This is a genomic window from Pseudomonas extremaustralis (genome assembly GCF_900102035.1).
GTDB lineage: Bacteria > Pseudomonadota > Gammaproteobacteria > Pseudomonadales > Pseudomonadaceae > Aquipseudomonas > Aquipseudomonas extremaustralis.
In genome coordinates this window covers 601,801-620,499 of the sequence record NZ_LT629689.1, presented here as the reverse complement: position 1 = coordinate 620,499, position 18,699 = coordinate 601,801, and the positions used below count along the sequence as shown (strand labels likewise).

The window sequence follows — 18,699 nt, the reverse complement described above, 5'->3', positions numbered from 1 at the left end:
GAACTTCACCTCATGAGGGGTTCGCTTCGGATCAAATCCAGGTGGCGGCGGGATGTCTCCCCATGATCCAACCATGTCCTTCTCCTAGCTCAATGCTGCGGTGTTGAATTGGGTGTCCGGCGCTTCCGTGGTAATTTCGAATTTCCACAAACGAAGGCCTTGGAGGCCGGACATGACAGAAAAATCTGTAGAGCAAATGGCTCGCGACACGCTCAACGCGATCATCGCTAGCGGCCAACTTCCGGAGAAACTGGTGTATTCCCAAGGGAATCGTCTGGAGCTGGACACGATTTCCCTTCGCCAGATTGAGAATCAGCTGCTGGATTACTACGCAGGGCCGAAACAACCATCTCGTCATAAGATGAAGGACCTTCTATAAAGCGCTCCGCGACAAAGGCGAACGCACTCGAGAAAGCCGCTGCATATTGAGTTGCAGTGGTTTTCTTGAGGTCAAAGCTACTCAGATCCATCAAGCTCCCAGCTTCAGCTTTCAGCCCTTCGGCACAGGCCCGCGCAAAGATCAGCTTGATTTCGCTATTCAGGTCTTCTGGTGTCATGGTCCTTCTCCTGCTCTAGTTAGCCCCTTTCGAGGGTCTCTTTCGGGTTGATCTGGTAGAGCTTCCCTTTCGGGCGCCTCATTAGGGCTGGGCCGCCCATGGCGACAAACTCAATCCCGATTGCCTCTACGGCTTGTTCGATGCTCCAGCCCTTCTTCAAGGCCAGAGCGGAGATCTTCGTTTTTGCGCCAGGGCTCAACCCCTCGTAATCGAATTCAGGCATATAGCCCTCCATAGGGTCTTTAAGCCGCGCTAGACTTGCTCTCGTCCTTGCTCAGCGCTTCGATTACGCCGTTCTCGACCGCCCACTCGATGACCTCGAACAGGTATGTCGCGTGCTGTCGTTCTGCGCGCTCGGCAGCTCGACCAAGAATTCGGTCAAGGGTTTGGTTAAAGCGGACCTTGCGGTCCTTGACGCGCTTATGGGACGGGTTGCCATAGGCCATGTGAGTGAATCTCCTGTGATTGATGAAATGGTTTAAGCGGCAGAAAGGGATTCGACCGGATATAAATCAGGCCGAAGCTCATGGCGGGATATGCCAGTAGCTTTTTCGATAGGAAGTGCCTGACGTGCGGGAACACCCCTGACCTTCCAGTAGGAGACCGCCATAGGGGTCACGCCAAGAAGCTCGGCAAGGGCTTTGCCCGATCCGGCCGCAAGGATTGCGCGCTCAAGAGGTGTGGGCTTCATAAACAATTCCGCCGTCGGCGAGTAAACACCAGTCAACGATACGTTTATTTAATAAACAACACAACCCCGGTAAACTCTGTGTTTATGACTAATGAACATTCTGGCGACCGGCTACGGCGGTTTATGGCCGAGCAAGGCCTTACCGCAAAGCAGGTCGCTGAAACCCTTGAGGTTTCACCGCAGACTTTAAATAACTGGTTTAACCGGGGGCTCCCAGCACGCGCCATTTATCAGGCAGCTCTAAAGCTGTTTGTGGGCCAGCACTGGCTAACCACGGGGGAGCCTGACCCGTCTGGCCGATCCGACCCTCCAGTTCCGCCAGCCGCCGACTCGAACGCATCTTTGGATGGCCCTTTTGATGTCTGGGATGACGACACTCCCCTGGAAAATGATGAGGTGTACGTGCCTTTCTTAAAGGAGGTGGAGTTATCGGCCGGTAGCGGTAGGACGGTCGTCGAGCAATCCCACAAGCAAAGACTTCGATTTGGGAAGATGACTCTGCGGCGCCAGAATGTTCAGCCTAGCGAGGCGGTATGCGTGACCGTCAGCGGGAACAGCATGGAGCCGGTTTTGCCGAACGGCAGCACGGTAGGAGTTGACCAGGGGTCAACATCCGTCATTGATGGGAAAATGTACGCGCTGAACCATGGCGGCCAGCTTCGGGTGAAGATTCTTTATAGGATGCCGATGGGTGGCTTGCGCCTGCGCAGCTATAACCGTGAAGAGCATCCCGACGAAGAGTACACAGCCCAGCAGATGATGGAGAACGAGCTGGTCGTTCTTGGACGGGTTTTTTGGTATTCGGTCCTGGTGTAGCCGGAGCATCCGCGCATACAACCAAACAAAATCAGTAGCCACACCACAACTAAGCCCGGCCCAGCGCCGGGCTTCTTGTTTCTGCCCTCCCTGCATTACCCCCTCCCCCTCGCAGGCATCGACCTGCGCTGAATAGTACGACCAGCCGACTTGTGATCGATCTGCTGCCCGCCATTGAGCGGGCTTTTTTTGCCTGCGATAAACACAAATAAACAAATAGTGTTGACGCGTTTATAAACGTGTTGTTTACTAGGCCCATCGAGTCACCCAACAGGGACTCGCCAGGGCCTTAGGGCCTGACCCGCTCTTTAACAGCCAGACGTGACCACCGCGACGTACCCAGGCCATTACCTGGGTCGGAAGAAGCTAAACCGCCGCCCATGCAGCCTCTGGATAGCTGCCGTACTCCCTCATGTGAGTACGCGAAACCACGCTTCCAAACCGGAACAGCATCGAACACGAAATGTGCGACGCCGGTGAGAGACGACTCGGAAGTGTTGCGTGGTGGAGAGAACAGATTTCCTCGATGACCTTGGCGACAGGGTCATCCGGGAAATCATTGAAAGGGGAAAGGAATGAATATCTCAGTTTTGAATTTCGACGCCGGCAAAATAGACGTCAACCCGACTAGTCGCACGTTTATGGCTGTCTCGGCATTCGATGCAGACGGCGCAACGGTTCTGGAAAACTTCGAAGTTGAGCAAGTCGTCAATCACTTTGGTGTTGAGGCGCTGCTTGAAGAAATCGGCGAGCAGGTAGTTCGCCGCCACTTTGGTATTGAGGGATAAGCAAATGGCGCGTTTCTATATAGACAGCAGCCTGAGCAACGGCAAACGCCTCGACTGGCTCGTAGCACCTGACAAGGGCGACACCGCCGACAGCATCGTCATCGAGGTTCGCCGAGCGGCGATGAAGAAGTTCGGCGATGGCGTTTGGTTCAATCGCTGGACGCACCGTGTGGAGAGCAACGGCTTCGTGACTGTTCGGATGTATGCATGACGGACCTTTTCACTGATGCCCATCCAGAGCGGTGAGCATTGGGAAAACAACCGGAGAAACCGCACATGAACTTCGAGCGGAAAGTGGTAATCACGCTGGCCGCACACGAAACGTGCCTACAGCAGATCAAGCGCCTGACTCGCATCATCGGGGTGTGCATTGGGAAGTGCCAGAACGGTTACGACCAGATCGGCCCAAGGCCTGCAAGCGCCCATGACGACATCCTTGGGATTTTGCCGTGGCCGAATGGCGAGCATCACGAAATTCTGCACGACGAGCAGCACCGCCGCAAAACTCACATCTGGGGAGCGTTCCAGCACCGCGAGCCGTCCAGCTGCGGCTATGGAATGGTCGGGCTGCAGATCGATGAGATTGCAGACTTCCTCGCCGATCAGGAGTGCGTGCATTGCACCAGGGCCTGGCACTTCATCCTTGAGCGCAAGAGGGTCAAGAAGGACCTCGGACACCTTCGGCTGTCGATTCGCGGCCTGGGCAAGTCAGCGCTCAAGAAACTCATCCCATAGGTAGCCACTGCCTTCCCAGTGAGCGAACAACAGGAGATACGGCCATGAAGTAGATCAACGATTCACCCGCGTGGCGTAGCAAGCCTGAAGGCTTCGCCCATCACCCCAACAGGCAGCGGACAGCAGGGCCGACGATGTCACCGCGCATCGGCCGAAAGGTAGGCCCACCCCAAATGAAGAAGAACACCGCAGGCGAGTCCGAGGGCATAGCTGGCCAGACTCGACACATCCCGGGAAGTGCCGGGCGCCTGCACCCTTCCCCACCTCTATTACGTCAGCATTCCTCCCCCGCGCCCATCGGCAACCAGCGGGAGGCATGAGTGTTGACGAATACAGGTGAACAACCCACCACCTTGGAGGTGACCATGCACCACAGCATCCAATCGCGCCGCGACATCGTCGAAGGCTTGCATCAGCGCTCCCTTCTCGCCACTGCTGATTTCTACCGGCTGATTGATCGTCCGATGCCCGTGGTCACCTTTCGCATGGTGGTGAAGCCTGCGGGCCGCGACTTCTTCCATGTGGTGGACAGCCAGACTAACAAGGTCATGGGCTTCCGTCGCAACCACAACGAAGCCTGTGCCCTCGCCCGGAGCCTGGAGCGTAACCAGTGAGCCTCCAGCAGCGTGACCACGACACGGCGGTCGGCTGGATCAATGCCGAGCTTGCCGAACTGCGCAGAGACGTAGGGAAGCCGAACGCAAGCGCCGCCGCACGCTCGGCGATAACCCTGGCCTTCCTTCTGCGCACTATCAGCGACACAGAGCAGCGAGAGTTTCAGGCGCGTATCGACGAGATCTACGACGACTACACGTCCACTCAATCCACTGCCGCTTAACACCCTTTCCAGACACCAAGCACGGCGCATTCCGCTGCCGTGATGGAGGCTCTATGTCTCAAGAAAACGTATTACCTCGCACCGCGGCGGATCTGCGGACCATCGCACACGCAGCGCCAACGGCCAAGATTGAGCGCGAAGAACTGGCGGTTGCCCAGCAGCAGGCGGAGCGCGAGCGAATCGCCAAGCTCGGCGGGTCGGCCGAATTGGTGCTTGACCTGGAAGCCAGGCTTGCAGCTGCAGTCGATGACCGCAAGCGCGCACAGGTCGAGGCGAACTACGCCAATAGAAAGCTGGAGCAGGTTTTCGAGTCGGTTAGCGCCGCGGTGGGTCGGGACGTTCGACAGTTGAGCCTAGTGCACTTCGGCATGGCGCTGACAGCCAGCCATTCGAAGCTGGTCACGCTGGCCGGCTACATCGACAAGGCGCGGACGCTGGACGACTTGGTGGTGCTAAAGCGGGTAGCCAGCAACCTCGGAGTGATCCAGCCACAAACCATGGCCCAGACAGCCCAATTGATGGGGCTCAGCCACAGGAGGGCTGTATGAGCCCCGCAATGGCCGCCCAGTTCGACTGGATGACTCAGGGTGCGTTCTCGCCCGAGCGATTCACCGGTGAGGAGCGCAAACAATACGAAGAAGCCGCCCGCCGCATCCAGCGGCAGTGGGACAACCAACCAATCTGAGGAAACTCAAATGTTCAAGAAAGCCGAACGCAAGCAGGCCAAGCTACGGCTGGCACTTGCCGGGCCATCTGGATCAGGCAAAACCTACTCTGCTCTTCTGCTCGCCCAGGGGCTTGGCGGGCGTATCGCGGTGCTAGACACCGAACACGGTAGCGCATCGCTGTACGCGGACCTGGTCGACTTCGACGCAATGGAGTTGCACGCGCCGTACTCCCCAGAGCGCTACATCGAAGTCATCGCCGCCGCCGAGCAGGCCGGGTACGAAACCCTCGTCATCGACAGCTACTCGCACGAATGGACGGGTTCCGGAGGCTGCCTTGAGATCAACGAATCCGTTGCCCACCAGAAGTTCCGGGGCAACACCTGGGCGGCCTGGAACGAGACCACGCCGCGCCACCGGAAGCTGACGGACAAGATCCTCACCAGCTCGATGCACATCATCTGCACAATGCGCAGCAAGACGGAGACTGTTCAGGGCGAGGGCAAGAAGATCCTCAAGCTGGGCATGAAGTCCGAGCAGCGCGACGGTACCGACTACGAATTCACGGTGGTGCTGGACCTCACCCACGACGGCCACACCGCAACGGCCAGCAAGGACCGGACGAAGCTGTTCGACCAACCTGAGCTGATCAGCGCAGATACCGGTGTGCGCCTGCTGACCTGGCTGAACTCTGGTCTGAACCCAGAAGAAAGGGCCAAGGAGCTGCTGGTGGATGCTTTGGCTGACATCGCTTCAGCTAAGGACATACCCTCCCTCCAATCCGCGTTCAATGCGGCCAAGGCGATTGCCGTCGGCTTTGACGACCTGGTTCAACAGGTCGTGTCAGCCAAAGACAAACGCAAAAACGAACTCTCCTCACAAAGGCAATCGGCATGACCGCATACATCTTCGACAGCGAAACAACTGGCCTCAACGATCCACACCTAATCGAGGCAGCATGGCTCCAATTGGAAAGCATCAGCAGCCTCGCGGTTACAGCTGACTTCCTCCAGCGCTACAAGCCTGGCAAGCCGATCGAGTTGAGTGCTCTGGCAACCTGCCACATCCTCGACGAAGAGCTTGCTGGCTTTCACCCGCACACCGACTTCAACCTGCCGATCGATGTTGAGTATTTGATCGGTCACAACGTGGATTACGACTGGCGCGTCATTGGCGAGCCGGACGTAAAGCGCATCTGCACGCAGGCGCTGAGTTCCAAACTCTGGCCGGACGCCGACAGCCACACCCAGTCCGCAATGATCTACCTGCACTACCGTGCCGAAGCGACAGGCCTGCTCCGCAACGCCCACGCAGCTCTGGATGACGTGAAGAATTGCAGGCTGCTGCTGGTAAAGATCCTAGATCAACTCGCTGCCGAGCGTGGCCGGCAGGTCAGCGACTGGGAAGAGCTGTGGCAGATCTCAGAGGATGCGCGAATCCCCACGATTATCGGATTCGGCAAACACAAAGGTGCCGCCTTTGCGGATCTGCCTAGCGACTACAGGCGCTGGCTCCTGAATCAGCCGGACCTTGACCCATTTGTTCGGAAGGCGCTAATGCGCTGAGGGTGAATCATGATCAGCAACAACCTCAGCCTGGTCGAGGCACTACGGCCAAAAGCCAATGAGCTGGCGGCCCAGGTCGCCGAGTTTGTGGCGGCCGGCGGCGAGATCGAAGAGATCGAACCTCCCCCACCACCGAAACCCGTCGTATATGTACCCCAAGAGCCGCCGGCACCGAAGCCGTTTGTTCGGCGTCGAGTTGAGCCGGTCGCGCCGCCGCCGCCCACTCCACTGGAGATTCAGCAAGAGCAGCGACGCAAGCGCGTTGAATGGGTGATGGAGCTTGCTCCAGACCACACCCAGAGCGAAGTGATCGACATCACCGGAATCGGCAGGCGAACCCTGCTCAGTATGTCGAAAGAGTTCGACTTCAAGTTCAAGCGGTCCTCACACGGCGGGCACAACAGCCCCGGATTCATCAAGGCTGCCGCCGAGCGCGAAGCATCCTTGGTTGAGCGGATCAATGCATTCAAAGAGCTTGGAATCAGCCGTCGCCGTCTGTGCGTGAAGCTGCACATCACCGGCACCACGCTGACTCGAATCCTTGAAAAGTACTCGATCGACTATCCGAAGTCTCGTGCAGGCGGCCAGCGATGCGCCGCGTGAGTCGAGTCCAGCAACGCAAGCGTCAAACCTGGCTCGCACTGCCGGCCAGCGGAATAGAAGAGGTAGGCCATGGCTGTGACCCAGGAAGAACGAACAGCCAGGCTGGCCGAGAAGCGGAAGGAGCTGGGCGAGCAGGAATTGCGGCACACGGTCCCGTATGGCACCCGGCAGATGCTCGACGAGCTGATGCTCTGGCGTGAGATCAAGGAAGTCGGCGAGGCAGTGCAACTGCTGGTGCGCAACGCCAAGGCAGAAGATCTGCCGCCAGCAGCACCCAAGGTAAAAGGGCCGTCCGACATCATCCGTCACTACTTCCGCCAGGGAATGCGTGACCGGCTGGCAGCGCTCACCGCTGAACTGGGTGAGACGAAAGACCGAATAACCATCTGGCGACTGATCGCATATGCCCACTCACTGGGCGCGGAGAAGTCCGCCCCTCTATTCGAAATTAAGCCCCACGGCTACGAGATAACAGAAAACGTGGCGCGCAAATTACGGCAAGCGGGCTTCGCCGAATCGCTCCAAATGAACGCCGAAGACGACGGCGACGAATAACCCACCCTACTCGCTGCATCCGGTAACGCGGAGGGCGGCGCCTGACTGGAGATAATCCATGAGCAACTACATGTACAAGACCACCGCCCCGGCTGTGGTTGCCGCCGTCATCGCCTGGGATGCCAAGCGCTCAGCCTGGAATACACAGCGCGCCAAGCTGGGCCAGGTGTTCGGCGGAGAAACATCTCCGATGCGCTCAGGCAGCCGCAGCTATGTCGGCGGAGTGAAACTCAGTGCAAGCCGTGATCTTGACGTGCATTGGTGTCGCCCCGACCAATATGGCTACCGCGCGCTTCGCTCCAGCGCCAAGCCAGCGAAAGGCACCTCGAAAGAAGATCGCGCCGCGCAGGTCGTCGAGCACGAGCGCTTGGTCACGCTGTGGAAGGAGCATTGCCCCGCCAGTATCGACATGGACGAGGCCTGGGAGGCGATCGGCCTGAACCCCGGCGCGCTGTGGATGTTCGGCGGCGTGTTCTTCGAGCTGGATGGGGTCGTTTACCTGAACCTCGGCCTCAGGCTTGAGGATGGAAACGAGAACATCGAGGGCGCCACCGAGATCCTCGGCAGCGCGTTTGAAACGGCACGGCAGACAGTCCTGGGGCAGCGACAAGCAGCCTAACGCCTATCAGCCGTTACCACGCTCATACCAAGCTGACGCTTTCTCAAGTGCCAGCCTTTCAGCATGCTTGACGCTTTCGAAAGGCCCATTGATCGTGCCGATAACTCTGTCGCCATCGTCATTCACGGTCACATAAACCGAGATAGGTATGGGGTCGTTGTCTGCGCCCCAGGTTGGCTGAGCCATCACCTCCTTGCCTTTTCCTATTCCGCTTTCGATGGTGAGGATGTTGGTCCATGGTCGATCCACTGCGGTTTCATAACTTCTCCTTAATCCGGCTCCATGCCGGTCACCCGTAATACCCCATCAACGAATCACGCCAGCCGGCGAGGCAGGCGCACGCTTGGAGATAACCCATGCAAGCAGTCATCTACGCTGGCCTGCGTAACGGCGAGCGCGACCAAAAAATCCACGACGCCCTCCTCTACAAGCACGTTGTTGAGGTCGCCAAGGATTTTCATCTGGCACCGAACACCATCCGCGCGGCGGCAAAGCGAATTCAAAATGCTGTTGTGTTCGAGCTCTGTCTGCTAGGGGGGGGGCAGCCAACGCCTATCGGAAAGGTAGCAGCTGATTGTTTCCGCAAGGCAGCGCTCGGCGCCTACCGAAACTACCACGGCACCTTCCGCAACCTTGAACTGCCGTGCTGGGTGATCACTGACGGCACCAACCGAATAGAAGTGATGGAGCTTCGCAAGATCGATACCGGCGAAGTTTCGCTCTAATTACCCCACTCCACCGCCCGGGCATGGCCCGGCAAGGACTCCCCGTGATCAACTTGTTCTGGCGCATCGTCGCCAAGCTGCTTGCGCGCCCGGCGGTCGCCGCCTGGCTCATCACCCGCGCCAAGCGCACACCGTACCTGCACATCATGTCCGCCGACGGCGCCGAGATGTACATGGGCCGCTGGTGGCTGTTCAACCCCTACTCCCGCGAAACCCACAAGCCCGCGCTGTGGTGGTGCCCATGGTCGTTCCGCGTGCACCACATCATGCGGCACGACGAAGACCGGGATCTGCATGACCATCCGTGGAATGCGCGCACGATTATCCTGCGCGGCTGGTACACGGAACAGCGCTTGATAGAGGGCTTCGATCAGGAGCTTGCGGCGCTCGGCTACAGCAGCTCGGCCCAGGCCACGGAATACATCCATCGCCAGGCTGGTGACACTGCCCGACTGCGGCACGGCGAGTACCACCGCATCTGCCAGATTTCCCCCGGCGGCGTCTACACCCTGTTCATCACCAGCAAGTGGCGCGGTGACTGGGGCTTTCTGGTCAACGGAGTGAAGGTGCCTTGGCGCACCTACACAGGCACAGACAATTGAGGTTCTGAGCATGAGCAAGCCAATTCAAACGGTTGAAGAACTGGACGCAGTGCTGCACTGGCGCGGCAAACACGCGCTCGCGATCAAAGAGCGTGACGCCCTGCAACAGCGCCTGACCGCTGCCGATCAGGAGATAGATGATTTGCGGGCTGAACTCAAGGCTGTACGCCTGGGCCCCTGCAAAATGATCGTCGGAGACGAATTGCCATGACCATCAATCAAACGATTTACGGCGTATCGCGTGAGCTTATTGAGCACGCTATTGAGGCTCTAACTCATCACCTCGACCAGCATGCACCTATGCAGGTTCCTCCGTCCAAGGCTGACAGCGACTTGGTTCGGGAAGAGCTGCGCGCCCTGCTGGATGCTGAATCGGCACCTTGCGCAAAATCGCAAGTTGAAGGTAAGCGCGAGCGTTTTCAGAAATGGGTGATGGCAACCAAGCACCCGGTCTTCGGCTTCCTCGATGGTCGATCCCTGGCCCGTGGCGATGATTGCACCGGTTACGCCGACGAGTATGTGCAGGGCCTGTGGTTTGCTTATCTCGAGTTCGGCGCCGAGCAGCCCGAGCCGGTAGCGGTGGACGTGCTCAACACTGGTTTCTACACGACCGAATCCGGCGGCGGAAAGTACGCCATCAACATCGGGTTTCGCTCGATGGCCGACATGCAAGCCGCCGACGCTCAGTTGCGCGAGTTACTCAAATCCCGATAGGAGTACACCCGTACTCTTTTGACAAAAGCCGCATTCGCGGCCATGGAGATACCATGCCCGAAGAAATATGGAAGGTGCTGCCCGGCCACGAACGCTATGAGGTGAGTGACGCCGGAAATGTTAGGTCAGCAGGCCGCTATGATTATCTCGGGAAGTGGCGAGATCCAAGGCTGATGACCAAAAAGCGCGACAAGGATGGCTACCTATCTGTGATCCTGGCGGGTAAAGACATGCGAGTCCATCGGGCAGTTGCCCTGGCATTCCTTGGACATTCCTTGCTGCCCCATGTTAATCACCGAAACGGAATAAAATCCGACAATCGCCTGACCAACCTTGAGTGGTGCTCCATCAGCGATAACGTCAGGCACGCCATTGATACCGGCCTGATCGTGTACGGCAAAGACTTGAATGCCAGAAGATCAAAAGGCTGGATTCAGGCGGAGAAGTCGGGATTCGGCCTGATGCTGCGAGGCCGGCAAGACCTGATCGCCGCTGGGATGAACCCTTCGACTGTCACCTCCTGCCTTAAGGGCCAGCGCAACACGCACCGTGGATTCACGATCACCCGTGTAACCCCGCAAAATCTGTAACCCCCCCCCTTCAAAGTCAGCCGCTATAGCGGCAAGGACGACACATGTCTGAAATAAAGGAACGCCCGATCCTATTCTCGGCGCCGATGGTGCGCGCCATCCTGGAAGGCCGGAAGACGGTCACGCGGCGCGAGGTGAAGTGTCAGCCCCACTCGAAAGCCGATATCGGCAGCTATGGCCTGGGCCAGCCGTTCATTCGCAACCCCGATGTGACAAAGCCTAATCCGGAGTGCCCGTATGGTCGGGCGGGCGACCGGCTGTGGGTGCGCGAGACCTTCGCCTTGCTCGGTAACGAGGACGGCTGCTGTATCGACTGGCAAGACAACTTGGTCAAAGGCGATGAGCGAGGTGCGGCACGGATCTACCGGGCAAGCTGTCCGCCGGGCGACTACGGCCTGAACCAGATCCCAGCGAAAGCGGAATGGAAGCCAGATACTGAAGCTATGGAGTATGACGGCGCATGGCGTCCAAGCATCCACATGCCGAGATGGGCCAGCCGCATCCTGCTGGAGATCACCGACGTGCGCGTCGAGCGGTTGCAGGACATCACGCCAGAACAGGTAACCGCTGAAGGCGTGAGCACCCGCGGTGAAGCAATGTGGGGAGGTCAATGGTGGTTAGATGCGCCTCAGCAGGCTATCGAGGACGCACGAAAGGACTTCGCTGATCTTTGGACTTCCACCGGCGGCGATTGGAACGCCAACCCATGGGTCTGGGTGGTCGAGTTCAAGCGGGTGACGCCATGATCGCCACCCTCTGGTTCGCCTACGTCTTCATCTACAAGGGGCCCAGGCCATGAACGACCAACAGATTCTTGAATTGGCAGCAAAGGCGGCAGGAATCGGCCCTGTTCTCTGTTTTGAATCGGCGCGGAACTGCCTTCGAATCGGCGATAGAGAAAGCTATCGACTGTGGCGACCGCTGGATGACGATGGCGACGCCCTGCGGCTGGCAATCAGGCTCGGGATCTGCATCGTCTTCATGGAGGACCACGACTCAGTTGGCGCGGAGCACTCGCGACATGGCGTGATGATCATTGAAGCGATGGACGATTTCGGCACGCGCCGAGCAATCGTCCGGGCAGCCGCCGATATCGCCAAAGCAACAGCCTAACCCCAATCCCCCTACATGCCTGCCGGTGAGCGGCGGGCGAGGTATTCCTGCATGAAAAATTCGTCCTCGAAAGATGTCCTCGATGAAATGACGAAGGATGAACTGGTTGCCTGGATCAGAAACCTGCACTTCTTCCGCCCCAAGCGAAGCGACGTTTTGTATCTGCGCTGGGAACGGCAGTCCGCCGAAGTTCTAGACGAGATGCAAAAGGAAAACCGCGCGCTCGATGGGGTGGATTTCAAGGCTCGCGACCGACTTGCGAACCGATTCAATGAGTCGAGGGACCCAGAAGAGAAGCTTCAACTTCTCAAGCAAATTGAGCCTTACGACAAGGCCATGTCGGACCACATCAAGCGCTCACAGGCCATCGATAGGAAAAGCAAAAGAGTCGACGCCCTCTACGAGCAGATCGACGTAGAGCGCCAGAAAGAGAGCGGACGCCGGTCGGCATAACCCACCCTAACCCACCTTCTGCCGCCCTGCGCGGCAAGGACGCCACATGACCATCACCAAAATCATCAAAGGCCCACACCGCTTTGGCGGTTATTGGTGGGTCATCGCGGACTGCAGCGGCATCAGGCAGCACATGTCCTTCCGCACCGAACAGCAGGCACGCCAGATCGCCGTAGGGCACGACAGCGCGACTATCCACTGAACATTCTGCCGTCGCACGCAGAGTAAATCTTCACCATGAACATCATTAAGACGCTTCCCAGCATGGGCGGCAGGAGGAAGGTATGGGCGCTCAACAGCTGATCCCGCGCTTCATTCGAGCCAAAGAGGCTCCGGGTTATCTGGGCATGTGCCGGGCAATCTTCGACGAGACCGTCAGACCCTTCGTCAGCGAGTTCCCAATCGGCGGGCGTGGCGTCGGGTTCGATCGGCAAGAACTGGACGACTGGGCCACGGCATACGTCGAGGCCAAGGCGATTGATAAAAAAGGCGCAACGGAGCAACAATCGCCCCGCAGCGAGCGCCAGAAGGGAGATAAATCATGGCGCGAAAATCGATCACAGGCCTCTCCCAAAGGAAAGGTATCTGGCATATCGACAAGAAGATCAACGGCGAAAGACTTTACGAATCTACTGGCACAACTGACCGACAAGAAGCAGAGCAGTACCTGATCTTCCGGCTGGAGCAGATCCGGCAACAGAAGGTTTATGGTGTCAGGGAAGTGAGGACGTGGCGGGATGCTGCGATGAAGTTCCTTCTGGAGATCAAGGACCAGCCATCGTTTAAGCTTTCAGCTCACCACCTGGGCCAGTTGGACCCGTTCATTGGCGATATTCCGCTGACCCACATTGATGATCAGGCCCTGGCGCCATTCATCAAGGACAGGCTGGCGACAAAGAAGCTGGAAGACGGGAAGGTAAAGAAGGGAGTCAGCAACAGGACGGTGAATATCTCGATCGAGCGTGTGGTTCGGGTTTTGTCGTTGTGTGCCAGGAAGTGGCGAGACGATGAGCGCAGGCCGTGGCTGGATAGCGTGCCGATGCTCACGAAGCTGGAAGAGAAGAAGTCGAGCCGCAAGCCGTACCCAATGTCATGGCCGGAGCAGTCGATTCTTTTCGGGGAGTTGCCGGCGCACCTGCAAACGATGGCGCTGTTCAAGGTGAACACCGGTACGCGGGAGCAGGAGGTCTGCAAACTGAGGTGGGATTGGGAAATCGCGGTACCGGAACTGGGCACCAGCGTATTTCTGATACCAGCCGACTTTGGGGGAAGGCACGAACGCTCAGGCGTGAAGAACGGTGATGAGAGGCTGGTGGTGCTGAACAGCGTGGCCAGGTCGATCATTGAGAAGCAGCGCGGCATCAGCAAGGAGTGGGTTTTCCCATACAACGGCACCGCGATGCACCGCATGAACGACTCAGCCTGGAAGAAGGCGCGGGCGAGAGCGGCGAAACTCTGGCAGGAGGAAAACCTTCGCCCCGCTCACCCCGGGTATGCATCCATCAGGATCCATGACCTCAAGCACACGTTTGGCCGCCGGCTGCGTGCAGCAGGCGTAACCGAGGAAGATCGAAAGGCCCTACTGGGGCACAAGAACGGCAGCATCACCAGTCACTACTCGGGCGCAGAGCTTGGGCATTTGATTGAAGCTGCGAACATGGTATCAGCAACCGATTCTCGCGGACCGGTCCTGACAATTTTGAAGAGGAAGCAAGCGTGAAAAATCGGCAAGTCACGCAAAAGTCACGCGCATGAAAAAGGCCAATGCTGTGAACATTGGCCTAAGTCATTGAATAATATGGTCGGGACGGAGTGATTCGAACACTCGACCCCTAGCACCCCATGCTAGTGCGCTACCGGACTGCGCTACGCCCCGACTAGGCGTGTTACTGGGTTCGCTTCGCAACGAAGCGATCAGGAATATACCGCAAGCTTTTGAAATGTGGAAGTATTTTAAAAGCCTGAATCATTTTTTCAAAACCACCAGCACATCTTCGAGCTCGGAGATCATCTGGCGGATCAGTTGCTTGTACTGGGTAGTGTCGTCTTTGGCTTCATCACCGGACATGCGTTGCCGCGCGCCACTGATGGTGAACCCCTGATCGTACAGCAATGCACGGATCTGTCGGATCATCAGCACATCCTGGCGCTGATAATACCGACGGTTCCCGGTGCGTTTGACGGGGTTGAGTTGAGGAAACTCCTGCTCCCAATAGCGCAGCACATGCGGTTTTACCGCACAGAGCTCGCTGACTTCACCGATGGTGAAGTAGCGTTTGCCTGGGATGACGGGTAGCTCGTCGTTATGACTTGGTTCCAGCATAAGCCTCAACTCGGGCCTTCAACTTCTGCCCTGGACGAAAGGTGACCACACGGCGAGCCGTGATCGGGATTTCTTCTCCCGTTTTTGGATTACGGCCAGGCCGCTGACGTTTGTCCCGCAGGTCAAAATTGCCGAAACCGGACAACTTGACTTGTTCGTTGTCTTCCAGAGCGTGCCTGATTTCTTCAAAAAACAACTCGACCAATTCCTTGGCCTCGCGCTTGTTCAGACCCAACTCTTCGTACAGACGTTCCGCCATCTCAGCTTTCGTCAAAGCCCCCATACGTCACTTCCTTAACGTGGCGTTCAACCTTTGTTCGAGCGAGGTGAGGATATTTTGTGTCGTGGTATTCACCTCATCGTCATTAAGAGTGCGCGATGGATGCTGCCAGGTCAAGCCAACTGCAAGGCTTTTTCTATGCGGATCAATGCCTTTACCCTGATAGACGTCAAATAGCCTGAGGTCTGTCAGCCATTCCCCTGCATTTTCACGGATTACGTCCAGAACGGCAGTGGCAGCCACTTCACGGTCAGCGATCAAGGCCAGGTCACGACGCACTTCAGGGAAGCGCGACAGCTCGCTGAATTTAGGCATCTTGCCCGAAGCCACTTCGGCCAGGACCAGTTCGAAAACAAAAACCGGGCGATCCAGCCCCAGGGTTTTCGAAAGCTCCGGGTGGATAGCGCCGACAAAACCGACCAGGCGCCCTTCACGCTCGATGCGTGCAGTCTGGCCCGGATGCAGCGCCGGATGGCTGCCAGCCACGAACTTGAATGCATCCAGTGCACCCGCAAAGCCCAGCAGCGCTTCCACATCAGCCTTGACGTCGAAGAAGTCCACGGCATCGCGGCCCTGCGCCCAGCCTTCCGGCAGGCGGCTACCGCAAACTACACCAGCCAGCATTGGCTCCTGCTTCAAGTCATCCAACTGACCAACGAAACGCAGGCCGCTTTCAAACATGCGCACGCGGTCTTGCTGGCGGTTGAGGTTATGGGAAAGCGCTTTCACCAAGCCCGGCCACAGGGACGAACGCATGGCCGCCATGTCGTTAGAGATTGGGTTGGCCAGCAACAGCGGCTCAACGCCTGGATTGAACAGTTCGAACTGCTTGGGATCGATGAAACTGTAGGTCACCGCTTCCTGGTAACCACGGGCAACCAGCAGGCGACGCAGCTCAGGCAGATGCGCACGCGCCTCAGCCTTGGGCTGTGGCGCCAGGCGCGCTTGCGGGTAACGAACCGGCAGGCGGTTGTAACCATACAGTCGAGCCAGCTCTTCGATCAGGTCGACTTCCAGGCTGATGTCGAAGCGATGGCTAGGCACTTCAACATGCCACTGCCCTTCCCCACTCGCGGAAATCCCCAGACCAAGGGCGGACAACAGTTGTTCGATTTCAGCCGGGTCGATCACCAGGCCGAGCATCTGCTCAACACTTTTGGCACGTAGGGTGATCGGCGCCACGGACGGCAGATACTGTTCGCTGACGGTTTCAGTGATCGGACCAGCTTCGCCACCGGTGATTTCCAGCAGCAGGCCAGTGGCACGCTCCATGGCTTCACGGGCAAGTTTCCAGTCCACGCCACGCTCGTAACGGTGCGAGGCATCCGTGTGCAGGCCATAGGAACGGGCCTTGCCGGCGATGGCGATCTGGTCGAAGAAGGCGCTCTCAAGGAAGATGTCGCGAGTAGTGGCAGAGACACCGCTGTGCTCGCCCCCCATCACACCGGCAATTGCCAGGGCCCGGGAATGGTCGGCGATCACCAGGGTGCCAGCACGCAGGCTGACTTCCTGACCGTCGAGCAGTACCAGCTTCTCGCCTTCTCCCGCCATGCGCACACGGATGCCGCCATTGATCTCGGCAAGATCGAACGCATGCAGCGGTTGGCCCAACTCCAGCATCACATAGTTGGTAATGTCGACGGCAGCGTCGATGCTACGCACGTCACCACGGCGCAGGCGTTCAACCATCCACAGCGGTGTGGGCTTGGACAAGTCGACATTACGGATCACACGCCCCAGGTAACGTGGGCAGGCGTTTGGCGCCAGCACTTCGATAGGGCGTACTTCATCGTGCAGTGCAGGTACGGCGGCAACCACTGGACGGGTGACCGGGGCGTTGTACAACGCGCCGACTTCACGGGCCAGCCCCGCCAGGGACAGGCAGTCGCCGCGATTCGGGGTCAGGTCGACCTCGATGCTGGCGTCTTCCAGCTCCAGATAGGCACGAATGTCCTGGCCCACGGGCGCGTCGGCCGGCAGCTCCATCAGGCCGTCATTGCCCTCGCCCACCTGCAGTTCCGCCTGGGAGCACAGCATGCCGTTGGACTCAACGCCACGCAGCTTGGCTTTCTTGATTTTGAAGTCGCCCGGCAGTTCAGCGCCGATCATGGCGAACGGGATTTTCAGGCCAGGGCGCACATTAGGTGCCCCGCAAACGACCTGGAACGTCTCCGTGCCATTGCTGACCTGACACACACGCAATTTGTCGGCGTCGGGGTGCTGCTCGGTGCTCAGCACCTCGCCCACGACCACACCGCTGAATACGCCGGCGGCCGGGGTAACGCTATCGACCTCAAGACCGGCCATCGACAGACGAGCAACCAGCTCGTCGCGACTTACCTGCGGGCTTACCCAACCACGCAGCCATTGTTCACTGAATTTCATCCTGCTCTCCTAAAGATTCGTTACGACTAGCGAAATTGCGCGAGGAACCGCAAGTCGTTGTCGAAGAACAGACGCAAGTCGTTCACGCCGTAACGCAGCATGGCCAGACGCTCAACGCCCATGCCGAAGGCAAAGCCCGAGAACTCTTCCGGGTCGATCCCGGACATGCGCAGCACATTAGGGTGAACCATGCCGCAGCCCATCACCTCCAGCCAACCGGTCTGTTTGCAGACGCGGCAGCCTTTACCGCTGCACATCACGCATTCCATGTCGACTTCGGCGGAAGGCTCGGTGAACGGGAAGAACGATGGACGGAAACGCACCGCCAGTTCTTTCTCGAAGAACACCCGCAGGAACTCTTCGATGGTGCCCTTGAGGTCGGCGAAATTGATATCGCGATCGACCAACAGGCCTTCGACCTGATGGAACATCGGCGAGTGGGTAATATCGGAGTCGCTACGGTACACACGGCCTGGGCAGACGATGCGGATCGGCGGCTTGTTCGCTTCCATGGTGCGGACCTGTACTGGCGAGGTATGGGTGCGCAACAACATGTTCGCGTTGAAATAGAAGGTGTCGTGCATCGACCGGGCCGGGTGATGGCCTGGGATGTTGAGCGCCTCGAAGTTGTGATAATCGTCTTCAACCTCAGGGCCTTCGGCGATGCCGTAGCCAATGTGGGTGAAGAACTGCTCGATACGTTCCAGAGTCCGAGTGATCGGATGCAGACCGCCCGACACCTGGCCACGGCCAGGCAAGGTAACGTCAATGGACTCGGCGGCGAGCCTGGCCGAAAGCTCGGCCTCCTCGAGCGACGCCTTGCGCGCGTTGAGAACCTCTGTGACACGCTCCTTGGCGACGTTGATCAGCGCACCGACTTGCGGACGCTCTTCAGCCGGCAAATTTCCCAGGGTCTTCATCACCTGAGTCAATTCACCCTTTTTGCCAAGGTAGTGAACCCGGATTTGCTCCAGGGCATTGATATCTTCAGCGCTTTGCACAGCCTCAAGAGCTTGAGCGACGAGCGCGTCCAGGTTTTCCATGTACAGACTCCAGATACAAAATAGGGGAAGAGCTTGAAG

33 protein-coding genes and 1 tRNA gene are annotated in these 18,699 nt (G+C 58.2%); 24 read left to right on the top strand and 10 right to left on the bottom strand.

Annotation, left to right across the window (positions count from 1 at the left end; all coding sequences use genetic code 11):
- Nucleotides 1–227 precede the first annotated feature (227 nt).
- Genes BLR63_RS31015 through BLR63_RS03205 form a run of 4 tightly spaced genes read right to left on the bottom strand, consistent with a single transcriptional unit; the run spans nucleotide 228 to nucleotide 1,248 of the window.
- Entirely contained in the window at nucleotides 228–557 is a 330-nt protein-coding gene (locus BLR63_RS31015; protein WP_130926179.1) for a hypothetical protein, read from the bottom strand.
- Between the two features lie 19 nt (nucleotides 558–576).
- Nucleotides 577–780: a hypothetical protein gene (locus BLR63_RS03215; RefSeq protein WP_010568090.1), complete on the bottom strand. Its 204-nt coding sequence runs from the start codon at nucleotides 778–780 to the stop codon at nucleotides 577–579.
- Between the two features lie 19 nt (nucleotides 781–799).
- Nucleotides 800–1,003 (bottom strand): hypothetical protein, encoded by a 204-nt coding sequence (locus BLR63_RS03210; RefSeq protein ID WP_010568091.1) that lies wholly within the window; start codon nucleotides 1,001–1,003, stop codon nucleotides 800–802.
- Between the two features lie 32 nt (nucleotides 1,004–1,035).
- Nucleotides 1,036–1,248 carry a transcriptional regulator gene (locus BLR63_RS03205; RefSeq protein ID WP_010568092.1) on the bottom strand — a complete coding sequence of 71 codons (213 nt, stop codon included), beginning with the start codon at nucleotides 1,246–1,248 and terminating at the stop codon, nucleotides 1,036–1,038.
- A gap of 123 nt (nucleotides 1,249–1,371) precedes the next feature.
- On the opposite strand from BLR63_RS03205, the gene BLR63_RS03200 reads away from it, so the two are divergent.
- From BLR63_RS03200 to BLR63_RS03145, 13 genes are all read left to right on the top strand, one after another.
- The gene (locus tag BLR63_RS03200; RefSeq protein WP_010568093.1) at nucleotides 1,372–2,064 is read left to right on the top strand and encodes a LexA family transcriptional regulator; all 693 of its coding nucleotides are present in this window, start codon (nucleotides 1,372–1,374) and stop codon (nucleotides 2,062–2,064) included.
- Between the two features lie 575 nt (nucleotides 2,065–2,639).
- Nucleotides 2,640–2,852 (top strand): hypothetical protein, encoded by a 213-nt coding sequence (locus BLR63_RS31010; protein WP_047274375.1) that lies wholly within the window; start codon nucleotides 2,640–2,642, stop codon nucleotides 2,850–2,852.
- 4 nt (nucleotides 2,853–2,856) lie between these two features.
- Nucleotides 2,857–3,063 (top strand): hypothetical protein, encoded by a 207-nt coding sequence (locus tag BLR63_RS03190; protein WP_010568156.1) that lies wholly within the window; start codon nucleotides 2,857–2,859, stop codon nucleotides 3,061–3,063.
- Between the two features lie 65 nt (nucleotides 3,064–3,128).
- Nucleotides 3,129–3,587: a hypothetical protein gene (locus BLR63_RS03185; protein ID WP_010568157.1), complete on the top strand. Its 459-nt coding sequence runs from the start codon at nucleotides 3,129–3,131 to the stop codon at nucleotides 3,585–3,587.
- Nucleotides 3,588–3,952: 365 nt separating this feature from the next.
- Nucleotides 3,953–4,201: a hypothetical protein gene (locus tag BLR63_RS03180; protein ID WP_130926186.1), complete on the top strand. Its 249-nt coding sequence runs from the start codon at nucleotides 3,953–3,955 to the stop codon at nucleotides 4,199–4,201.
- Nucleotides 4,198–4,425 (top strand): hypothetical protein, encoded by a 228-nt coding sequence (locus tag BLR63_RS03175; protein WP_010568132.1) that lies wholly within the window; start codon nucleotides 4,198–4,200, stop codon nucleotides 4,423–4,425. The genes BLR63_RS03180 and BLR63_RS03175 overlap by 4 nt, the downstream gene beginning before the upstream one ends.
- 53 nt (nucleotides 4,426–4,478) lie before the next feature.
- Nucleotides 4,479–4,973, top strand: coding sequence for a hypothetical protein (locus BLR63_RS03170; protein ID WP_010568131.1), 495 nt, complete (start codon nucleotides 4,479–4,481; stop codon nucleotides 4,971–4,973).
- A complete protein-coding gene (locus tag BLR63_RS31005) occupies nucleotides 4,970–5,110 on the top strand; it encodes a hypothetical protein (RefSeq protein WP_156791894.1) in 141 nt (46 codons plus the stop codon). Before BLR63_RS03170 ends, BLR63_RS31005 begins: the two co-directional genes overlap by 4 nt.
- 10 nt (nucleotides 5,111–5,120) lie before the next feature.
- On the top strand, nucleotides 5,121–5,987 hold the full coding sequence (locus tag BLR63_RS03165) for an ATP-binding protein (protein ID WP_010568130.1): 867 nt from the start codon (nucleotides 5,121–5,123) through the stop codon (nucleotides 5,985–5,987).
- Nucleotides 5,984–6,655, top strand: a complete 672-nt coding sequence (locus BLR63_RS03160) for a 3'-5' exonuclease (protein ID WP_010568129.1) — start codon at nucleotides 5,984–5,986, stop codon at nucleotides 6,653–6,655. Before BLR63_RS03165 ends, BLR63_RS03160 begins: the two co-directional genes overlap by 4 nt.
- A gap of 9 nt (nucleotides 6,656–6,664) precedes the next feature.
- Nucleotides 6,665–7,258 (top strand): hypothetical protein, encoded by a 594-nt coding sequence (locus BLR63_RS03155; RefSeq protein ID WP_083365920.1) that lies wholly within the window; start codon nucleotides 6,665–6,667, stop codon nucleotides 7,256–7,258.
- A gap of 69 nt (nucleotides 7,259–7,327) precedes the next feature.
- A complete protein-coding gene (locus BLR63_RS03150; RefSeq protein ID WP_010568102.1) occupies nucleotides 7,328–7,813 on the top strand; it encodes a hypothetical protein in 486 nt (161 codons plus the stop codon).
- 58 nt (nucleotides 7,814–7,871) lie between these two features.
- Nucleotides 7,872–8,432 (top strand): hypothetical protein, encoded by a 561-nt coding sequence (locus BLR63_RS03145; protein WP_010568101.1) that lies wholly within the window; start codon nucleotides 7,872–7,874, stop codon nucleotides 8,430–8,432.
- Between the two features lie 6 nt (nucleotides 8,433–8,438).
- Here BLR63_RS03145 and BLR63_RS03140 read toward each other — a convergent pair whose 3' ends face one another.
- The gene (locus BLR63_RS03140; protein ID WP_010568100.1) at nucleotides 8,439–8,681 is read right to left on the bottom strand and encodes a hypothetical protein; all 243 of its coding nucleotides are present in this window, start codon (nucleotides 8,679–8,681) and stop codon (nucleotides 8,439–8,441) included.
- A 107-nt stretch (nucleotides 8,682–8,788) separates the two neighbouring features.
- Between BLR63_RS03140 and BLR63_RS03135 the strand changes: the two genes are divergently transcribed.
- From BLR63_RS03135 to BLR63_RS03090, 11 genes are all read left to right on the top strand, one after another.
- The gene (locus BLR63_RS03135) at nucleotides 8,789–9,157 is read left to right on the top strand and encodes a hypothetical protein (protein WP_083365919.1); all 369 of its coding nucleotides are present in this window, start codon (nucleotides 8,789–8,791) and stop codon (nucleotides 9,155–9,157) included.
- 44 nt (nucleotides 9,158–9,201) lie between these two features.
- The gene (locus tag BLR63_RS03130) at nucleotides 9,202–9,759 is read left to right on the top strand and encodes a hypothetical protein (protein WP_010568098.1); all 558 of its coding nucleotides are present in this window, start codon (nucleotides 9,202–9,204) and stop codon (nucleotides 9,757–9,759) included.
- A gap of 10 nt (nucleotides 9,760–9,769) precedes the next feature.
- Nucleotides 9,770–9,970 (top strand): hypothetical protein, encoded by a 201-nt coding sequence (locus BLR63_RS03125; RefSeq protein WP_010568097.1) that lies wholly within the window; start codon nucleotides 9,770–9,772, stop codon nucleotides 9,968–9,970.
- Nucleotides 9,967–10,473, top strand: a complete 507-nt coding sequence (locus BLR63_RS03120; RefSeq protein WP_130926180.1) for a hypothetical protein — start codon at nucleotides 9,967–9,969, stop codon at nucleotides 10,471–10,473. Before BLR63_RS03125 ends, BLR63_RS03120 begins: the two co-directional genes overlap by 4 nt.
- Before the next feature lie 53 nt (nucleotides 10,474–10,526).
- Nucleotides 10,527–11,063 (top strand): NUMOD4 domain-containing protein, encoded by a 537-nt coding sequence (locus tag BLR63_RS03115; RefSeq protein ID WP_010568095.1) that lies wholly within the window; start codon nucleotides 10,527–10,529, stop codon nucleotides 11,061–11,063.
- A 44-nt stretch (nucleotides 11,064–11,107) separates the two neighbouring features.
- A complete protein-coding gene (locus BLR63_RS03110; protein ID WP_010568094.1) occupies nucleotides 11,108–11,809 on the top strand; it encodes an ASCH domain-containing protein in 702 nt (233 codons plus the stop codon).
- Between the two features lie 49 nt (nucleotides 11,810–11,858).
- A complete protein-coding gene (locus BLR63_RS03105) occupies nucleotides 11,859–12,176 on the top strand; it encodes a hypothetical protein (RefSeq protein WP_010566423.1) in 318 nt (105 codons plus the stop codon).
- Between the two features lie 51 nt (nucleotides 12,177–12,227).
- Entirely contained in the window at nucleotides 12,228–12,629 is a 402-nt protein-coding gene (locus BLR63_RS03100) for a hypothetical protein (RefSeq protein WP_042947455.1), read from the top strand.
- A 46-nt stretch (nucleotides 12,630–12,675) separates the two neighbouring features.
- Nucleotides 12,676–12,831 carry a hypothetical protein gene (locus BLR63_RS31000; protein WP_156791893.1) on the top strand — a complete coding sequence of 52 codons (156 nt, stop codon included), beginning with the start codon at nucleotides 12,676–12,678 and terminating at the stop codon, nucleotides 12,829–12,831.
- An 82-nt stretch (nucleotides 12,832–12,913) separates the two neighbouring features.
- Nucleotides 12,914–13,300, top strand: coding sequence for a helix-turn-helix transcriptional regulator (locus BLR63_RS31705; protein WP_010567030.1), 387 nt, complete (start codon nucleotides 12,914–12,916; stop codon nucleotides 13,298–13,300).
- Nucleotides 13,186–14,349 carry a tyrosine-type recombinase/integrase gene (locus BLR63_RS03090; protein ID WP_231998175.1) on the top strand — a complete coding sequence of 388 codons (1,164 nt, stop codon included), beginning with the start codon at nucleotides 13,186–13,188 and terminating at the stop codon, nucleotides 14,347–14,349. Before BLR63_RS31705 ends, BLR63_RS03090 begins: the two co-directional genes overlap by 115 nt.
- Before the next feature lie 79 nt (nucleotides 14,350–14,428).
- On the opposite strand, the gene BLR63_RS03085 is transcribed toward BLR63_RS03090, so the two are convergent.
- The 5 genes from BLR63_RS03085 to pheS form a co-directional block, all read right to left on the bottom strand.
- A tRNA-Pro gene (locus BLR63_RS03085) sits at nucleotides 14,429–14,505 on the bottom strand.
- 90 nt (nucleotides 14,506–14,595) lie between these two features.
- Nucleotides 14,596–14,952: a MerR family transcriptional regulator gene (locus BLR63_RS03080; protein ID WP_003174972.1), complete on the bottom strand. Its 357-nt coding sequence runs from the start codon at nucleotides 14,950–14,952 to the stop codon at nucleotides 14,596–14,598.
- Complete coding sequence (ihfA, locus tag BLR63_RS03075) at nucleotides 14,933–15,235, bottom strand: integration host factor subunit alpha (RefSeq protein WP_002553164.1); 303 nt, start codon at nucleotides 15,233–15,235, stop codon at nucleotides 14,933–14,935. The genes BLR63_RS03080 and ihfA overlap by 20 nt, the downstream gene beginning before the upstream one ends.
- 3 nt (nucleotides 15,236–15,238) lie before the next feature.
- Nucleotides 15,239–17,617: a phenylalanine--tRNA ligase subunit beta gene (gene pheT / locus BLR63_RS03070; protein WP_010567028.1), complete on the bottom strand. Its 2,379-nt coding sequence runs from the start codon at nucleotides 17,615–17,617 to the stop codon at nucleotides 15,239–15,241.
- Nucleotides 17,618–17,643: 26 nt separating this feature from the next.
- Nucleotides 17,644–18,660: a phenylalanine--tRNA ligase subunit alpha gene (gene pheS / locus BLR63_RS03065; RefSeq protein ID WP_010567027.1), complete on the bottom strand. Its 1,017-nt coding sequence runs from the start codon at nucleotides 18,658–18,660 to the stop codon at nucleotides 17,644–17,646.
- Between the last annotated feature and the right edge of the window lie 39 nt (nucleotides 18,661–18,699).

Coding starts and splice junctions, on each gene's coding strand:
- BLR63_RS31015 (WP_130926179.1), bottom strand. CDS start 557: ATGACACCAGAAGACCTGAATAGCGAAATCAAGCTGATCTTTGCGCGG.
- BLR63_RS03215 (WP_010568090.1), bottom strand. CDS start 780: ATGCCTGAATTCGATTACGAGGGGTTGAGCCCTGGCGCAAAAACGAAG.
- BLR63_RS03210 (WP_010568091.1), bottom strand. CDS start 1,003: ATGGCCTATGGCAACCCGTCCCATAAGCGCGTCAAGGACCGCAAGGTC.
- BLR63_RS03205 (WP_010568092.1), bottom strand. CDS start 1,248: ATGAAGCCCACACCTCTTGAGCGCGCAATCCTTGCGGCCGGATCGGGC.
- BLR63_RS03200 (WP_010568093.1), top strand. CDS start 1,372: ATGGCCGAGCAAGGCCTTACCGCAAAGCAGGTCGCTGAAACCCTTGAG.
- BLR63_RS31010 (WP_047274375.1), top strand. CDS start 2,640: ATGAATATCTCAGTTTTGAATTTCGACGCCGGCAAAATAGACGTCAAC.
- BLR63_RS03190 (WP_010568156.1), top strand. CDS start 2,857: ATGGCGCGTTTCTATATAGACAGCAGCCTGAGCAACGGCAAACGCCTC.
- BLR63_RS03185 (WP_010568157.1), top strand. CDS start 3,129: ATGAACTTCGAGCGGAAAGTGGTAATCACGCTGGCCGCACACGAAACG.
- BLR63_RS03180 (WP_130926186.1), top strand. CDS start 3,953: ATGCACCACAGCATCCAATCGCGCCGCGACATCGTCGAAGGCTTGCAT.
- BLR63_RS03170 (WP_010568131.1), top strand. CDS start 4,479: ATGTCTCAAGAAAACGTATTACCTCGCACCGCGGCGGATCTGCGGACC.
- BLR63_RS31005 (WP_156791894.1), top strand. CDS start 4,970: ATGAGCCCCGCAATGGCCGCCCAGTTCGACTGGATGACTCAGGGTGCG.
- BLR63_RS03165 (WP_010568130.1), top strand. CDS start 5,121: ATGTTCAAGAAAGCCGAACGCAAGCAGGCCAAGCTACGGCTGGCACTT.
- BLR63_RS03160 (WP_010568129.1), top strand. CDS start 5,984: ATGACCGCATACATCTTCGACAGCGAAACAACTGGCCTCAACGATCCA.
- BLR63_RS03155 (WP_083365920.1), top strand. CDS start 6,665: ATGATCAGCAACAACCTCAGCCTGGTCGAGGCACTACGGCCAAAAGCC.
- BLR63_RS03150 (WP_010568102.1), top strand. CDS start 7,328: ATGGCTGTGACCCAGGAAGAACGAACAGCCAGGCTGGCCGAGAAGCGG.
- BLR63_RS03145 (WP_010568101.1), top strand. CDS start 7,872: ATGAGCAACTACATGTACAAGACCACCGCCCCGGCTGTGGTTGCCGCC.
- BLR63_RS03135 (WP_083365919.1), top strand. CDS start 8,789: ATGCAAGCAGTCATCTACGCTGGCCTGCGTAACGGCGAGCGCGACCAA.
- BLR63_RS03125 (WP_010568097.1), top strand. CDS start 9,770: ATGAGCAAGCCAATTCAAACGGTTGAAGAACTGGACGCAGTGCTGCAC.
- BLR63_RS03120 (WP_130926180.1), top strand. CDS start 9,967: ATGACCATCAATCAAACGATTTACGGCGTATCGCGTGAGCTTATTGAG.
- BLR63_RS03115 (WP_010568095.1), top strand. CDS start 10,527: ATGCCCGAAGAAATATGGAAGGTGCTGCCCGGCCACGAACGCTATGAG.
- BLR63_RS03110 (WP_010568094.1), top strand. CDS start 11,108: ATGTCTGAAATAAAGGAACGCCCGATCCTATTCTCGGCGCCGATGGTG.
- BLR63_RS03105 (WP_010566423.1), top strand. CDS start 11,859: ATGAACGACCAACAGATTCTTGAATTGGCAGCAAAGGCGGCAGGAATC.
- BLR63_RS03100 (WP_042947455.1), top strand. CDS start 12,228: ATGAAAAATTCGTCCTCGAAAGATGTCCTCGATGAAATGACGAAGGAT.
- BLR63_RS31000 (WP_156791893.1), top strand. CDS start 12,676: ATGACCATCACCAAAATCATCAAAGGCCCACACCGCTTTGGCGGTTAT.
- BLR63_RS31705 (WP_010567030.1), top strand. CDS start 12,914: ATGGGCGCTCAACAGCTGATCCCGCGCTTCATTCGAGCCAAAGAGGCT.
- BLR63_RS03080 (WP_003174972.1), bottom strand. CDS start 14,952: ATGCTGGAACCAAGTCATAACGACGAGCTACCCGTCATCCCAGGCAAA.
- ihfA (WP_002553164.1), bottom strand. CDS start 15,235: ATGGGGGCTTTGACGAAAGCTGAGATGGCGGAACGTCTGTACGAAGAG.
- pheT (WP_010567028.1), bottom strand. CDS start 17,617: ATGAAATTCAGTGAACAATGGCTGCGTGGTTGGGTAAGCCCGCAGGTA.
- pheS (WP_010567027.1), bottom strand. CDS start 18,660: ATGGAAAACCTGGACGCGCTCGTCGCTCAAGCTCTTGAGGCTGTGCAA.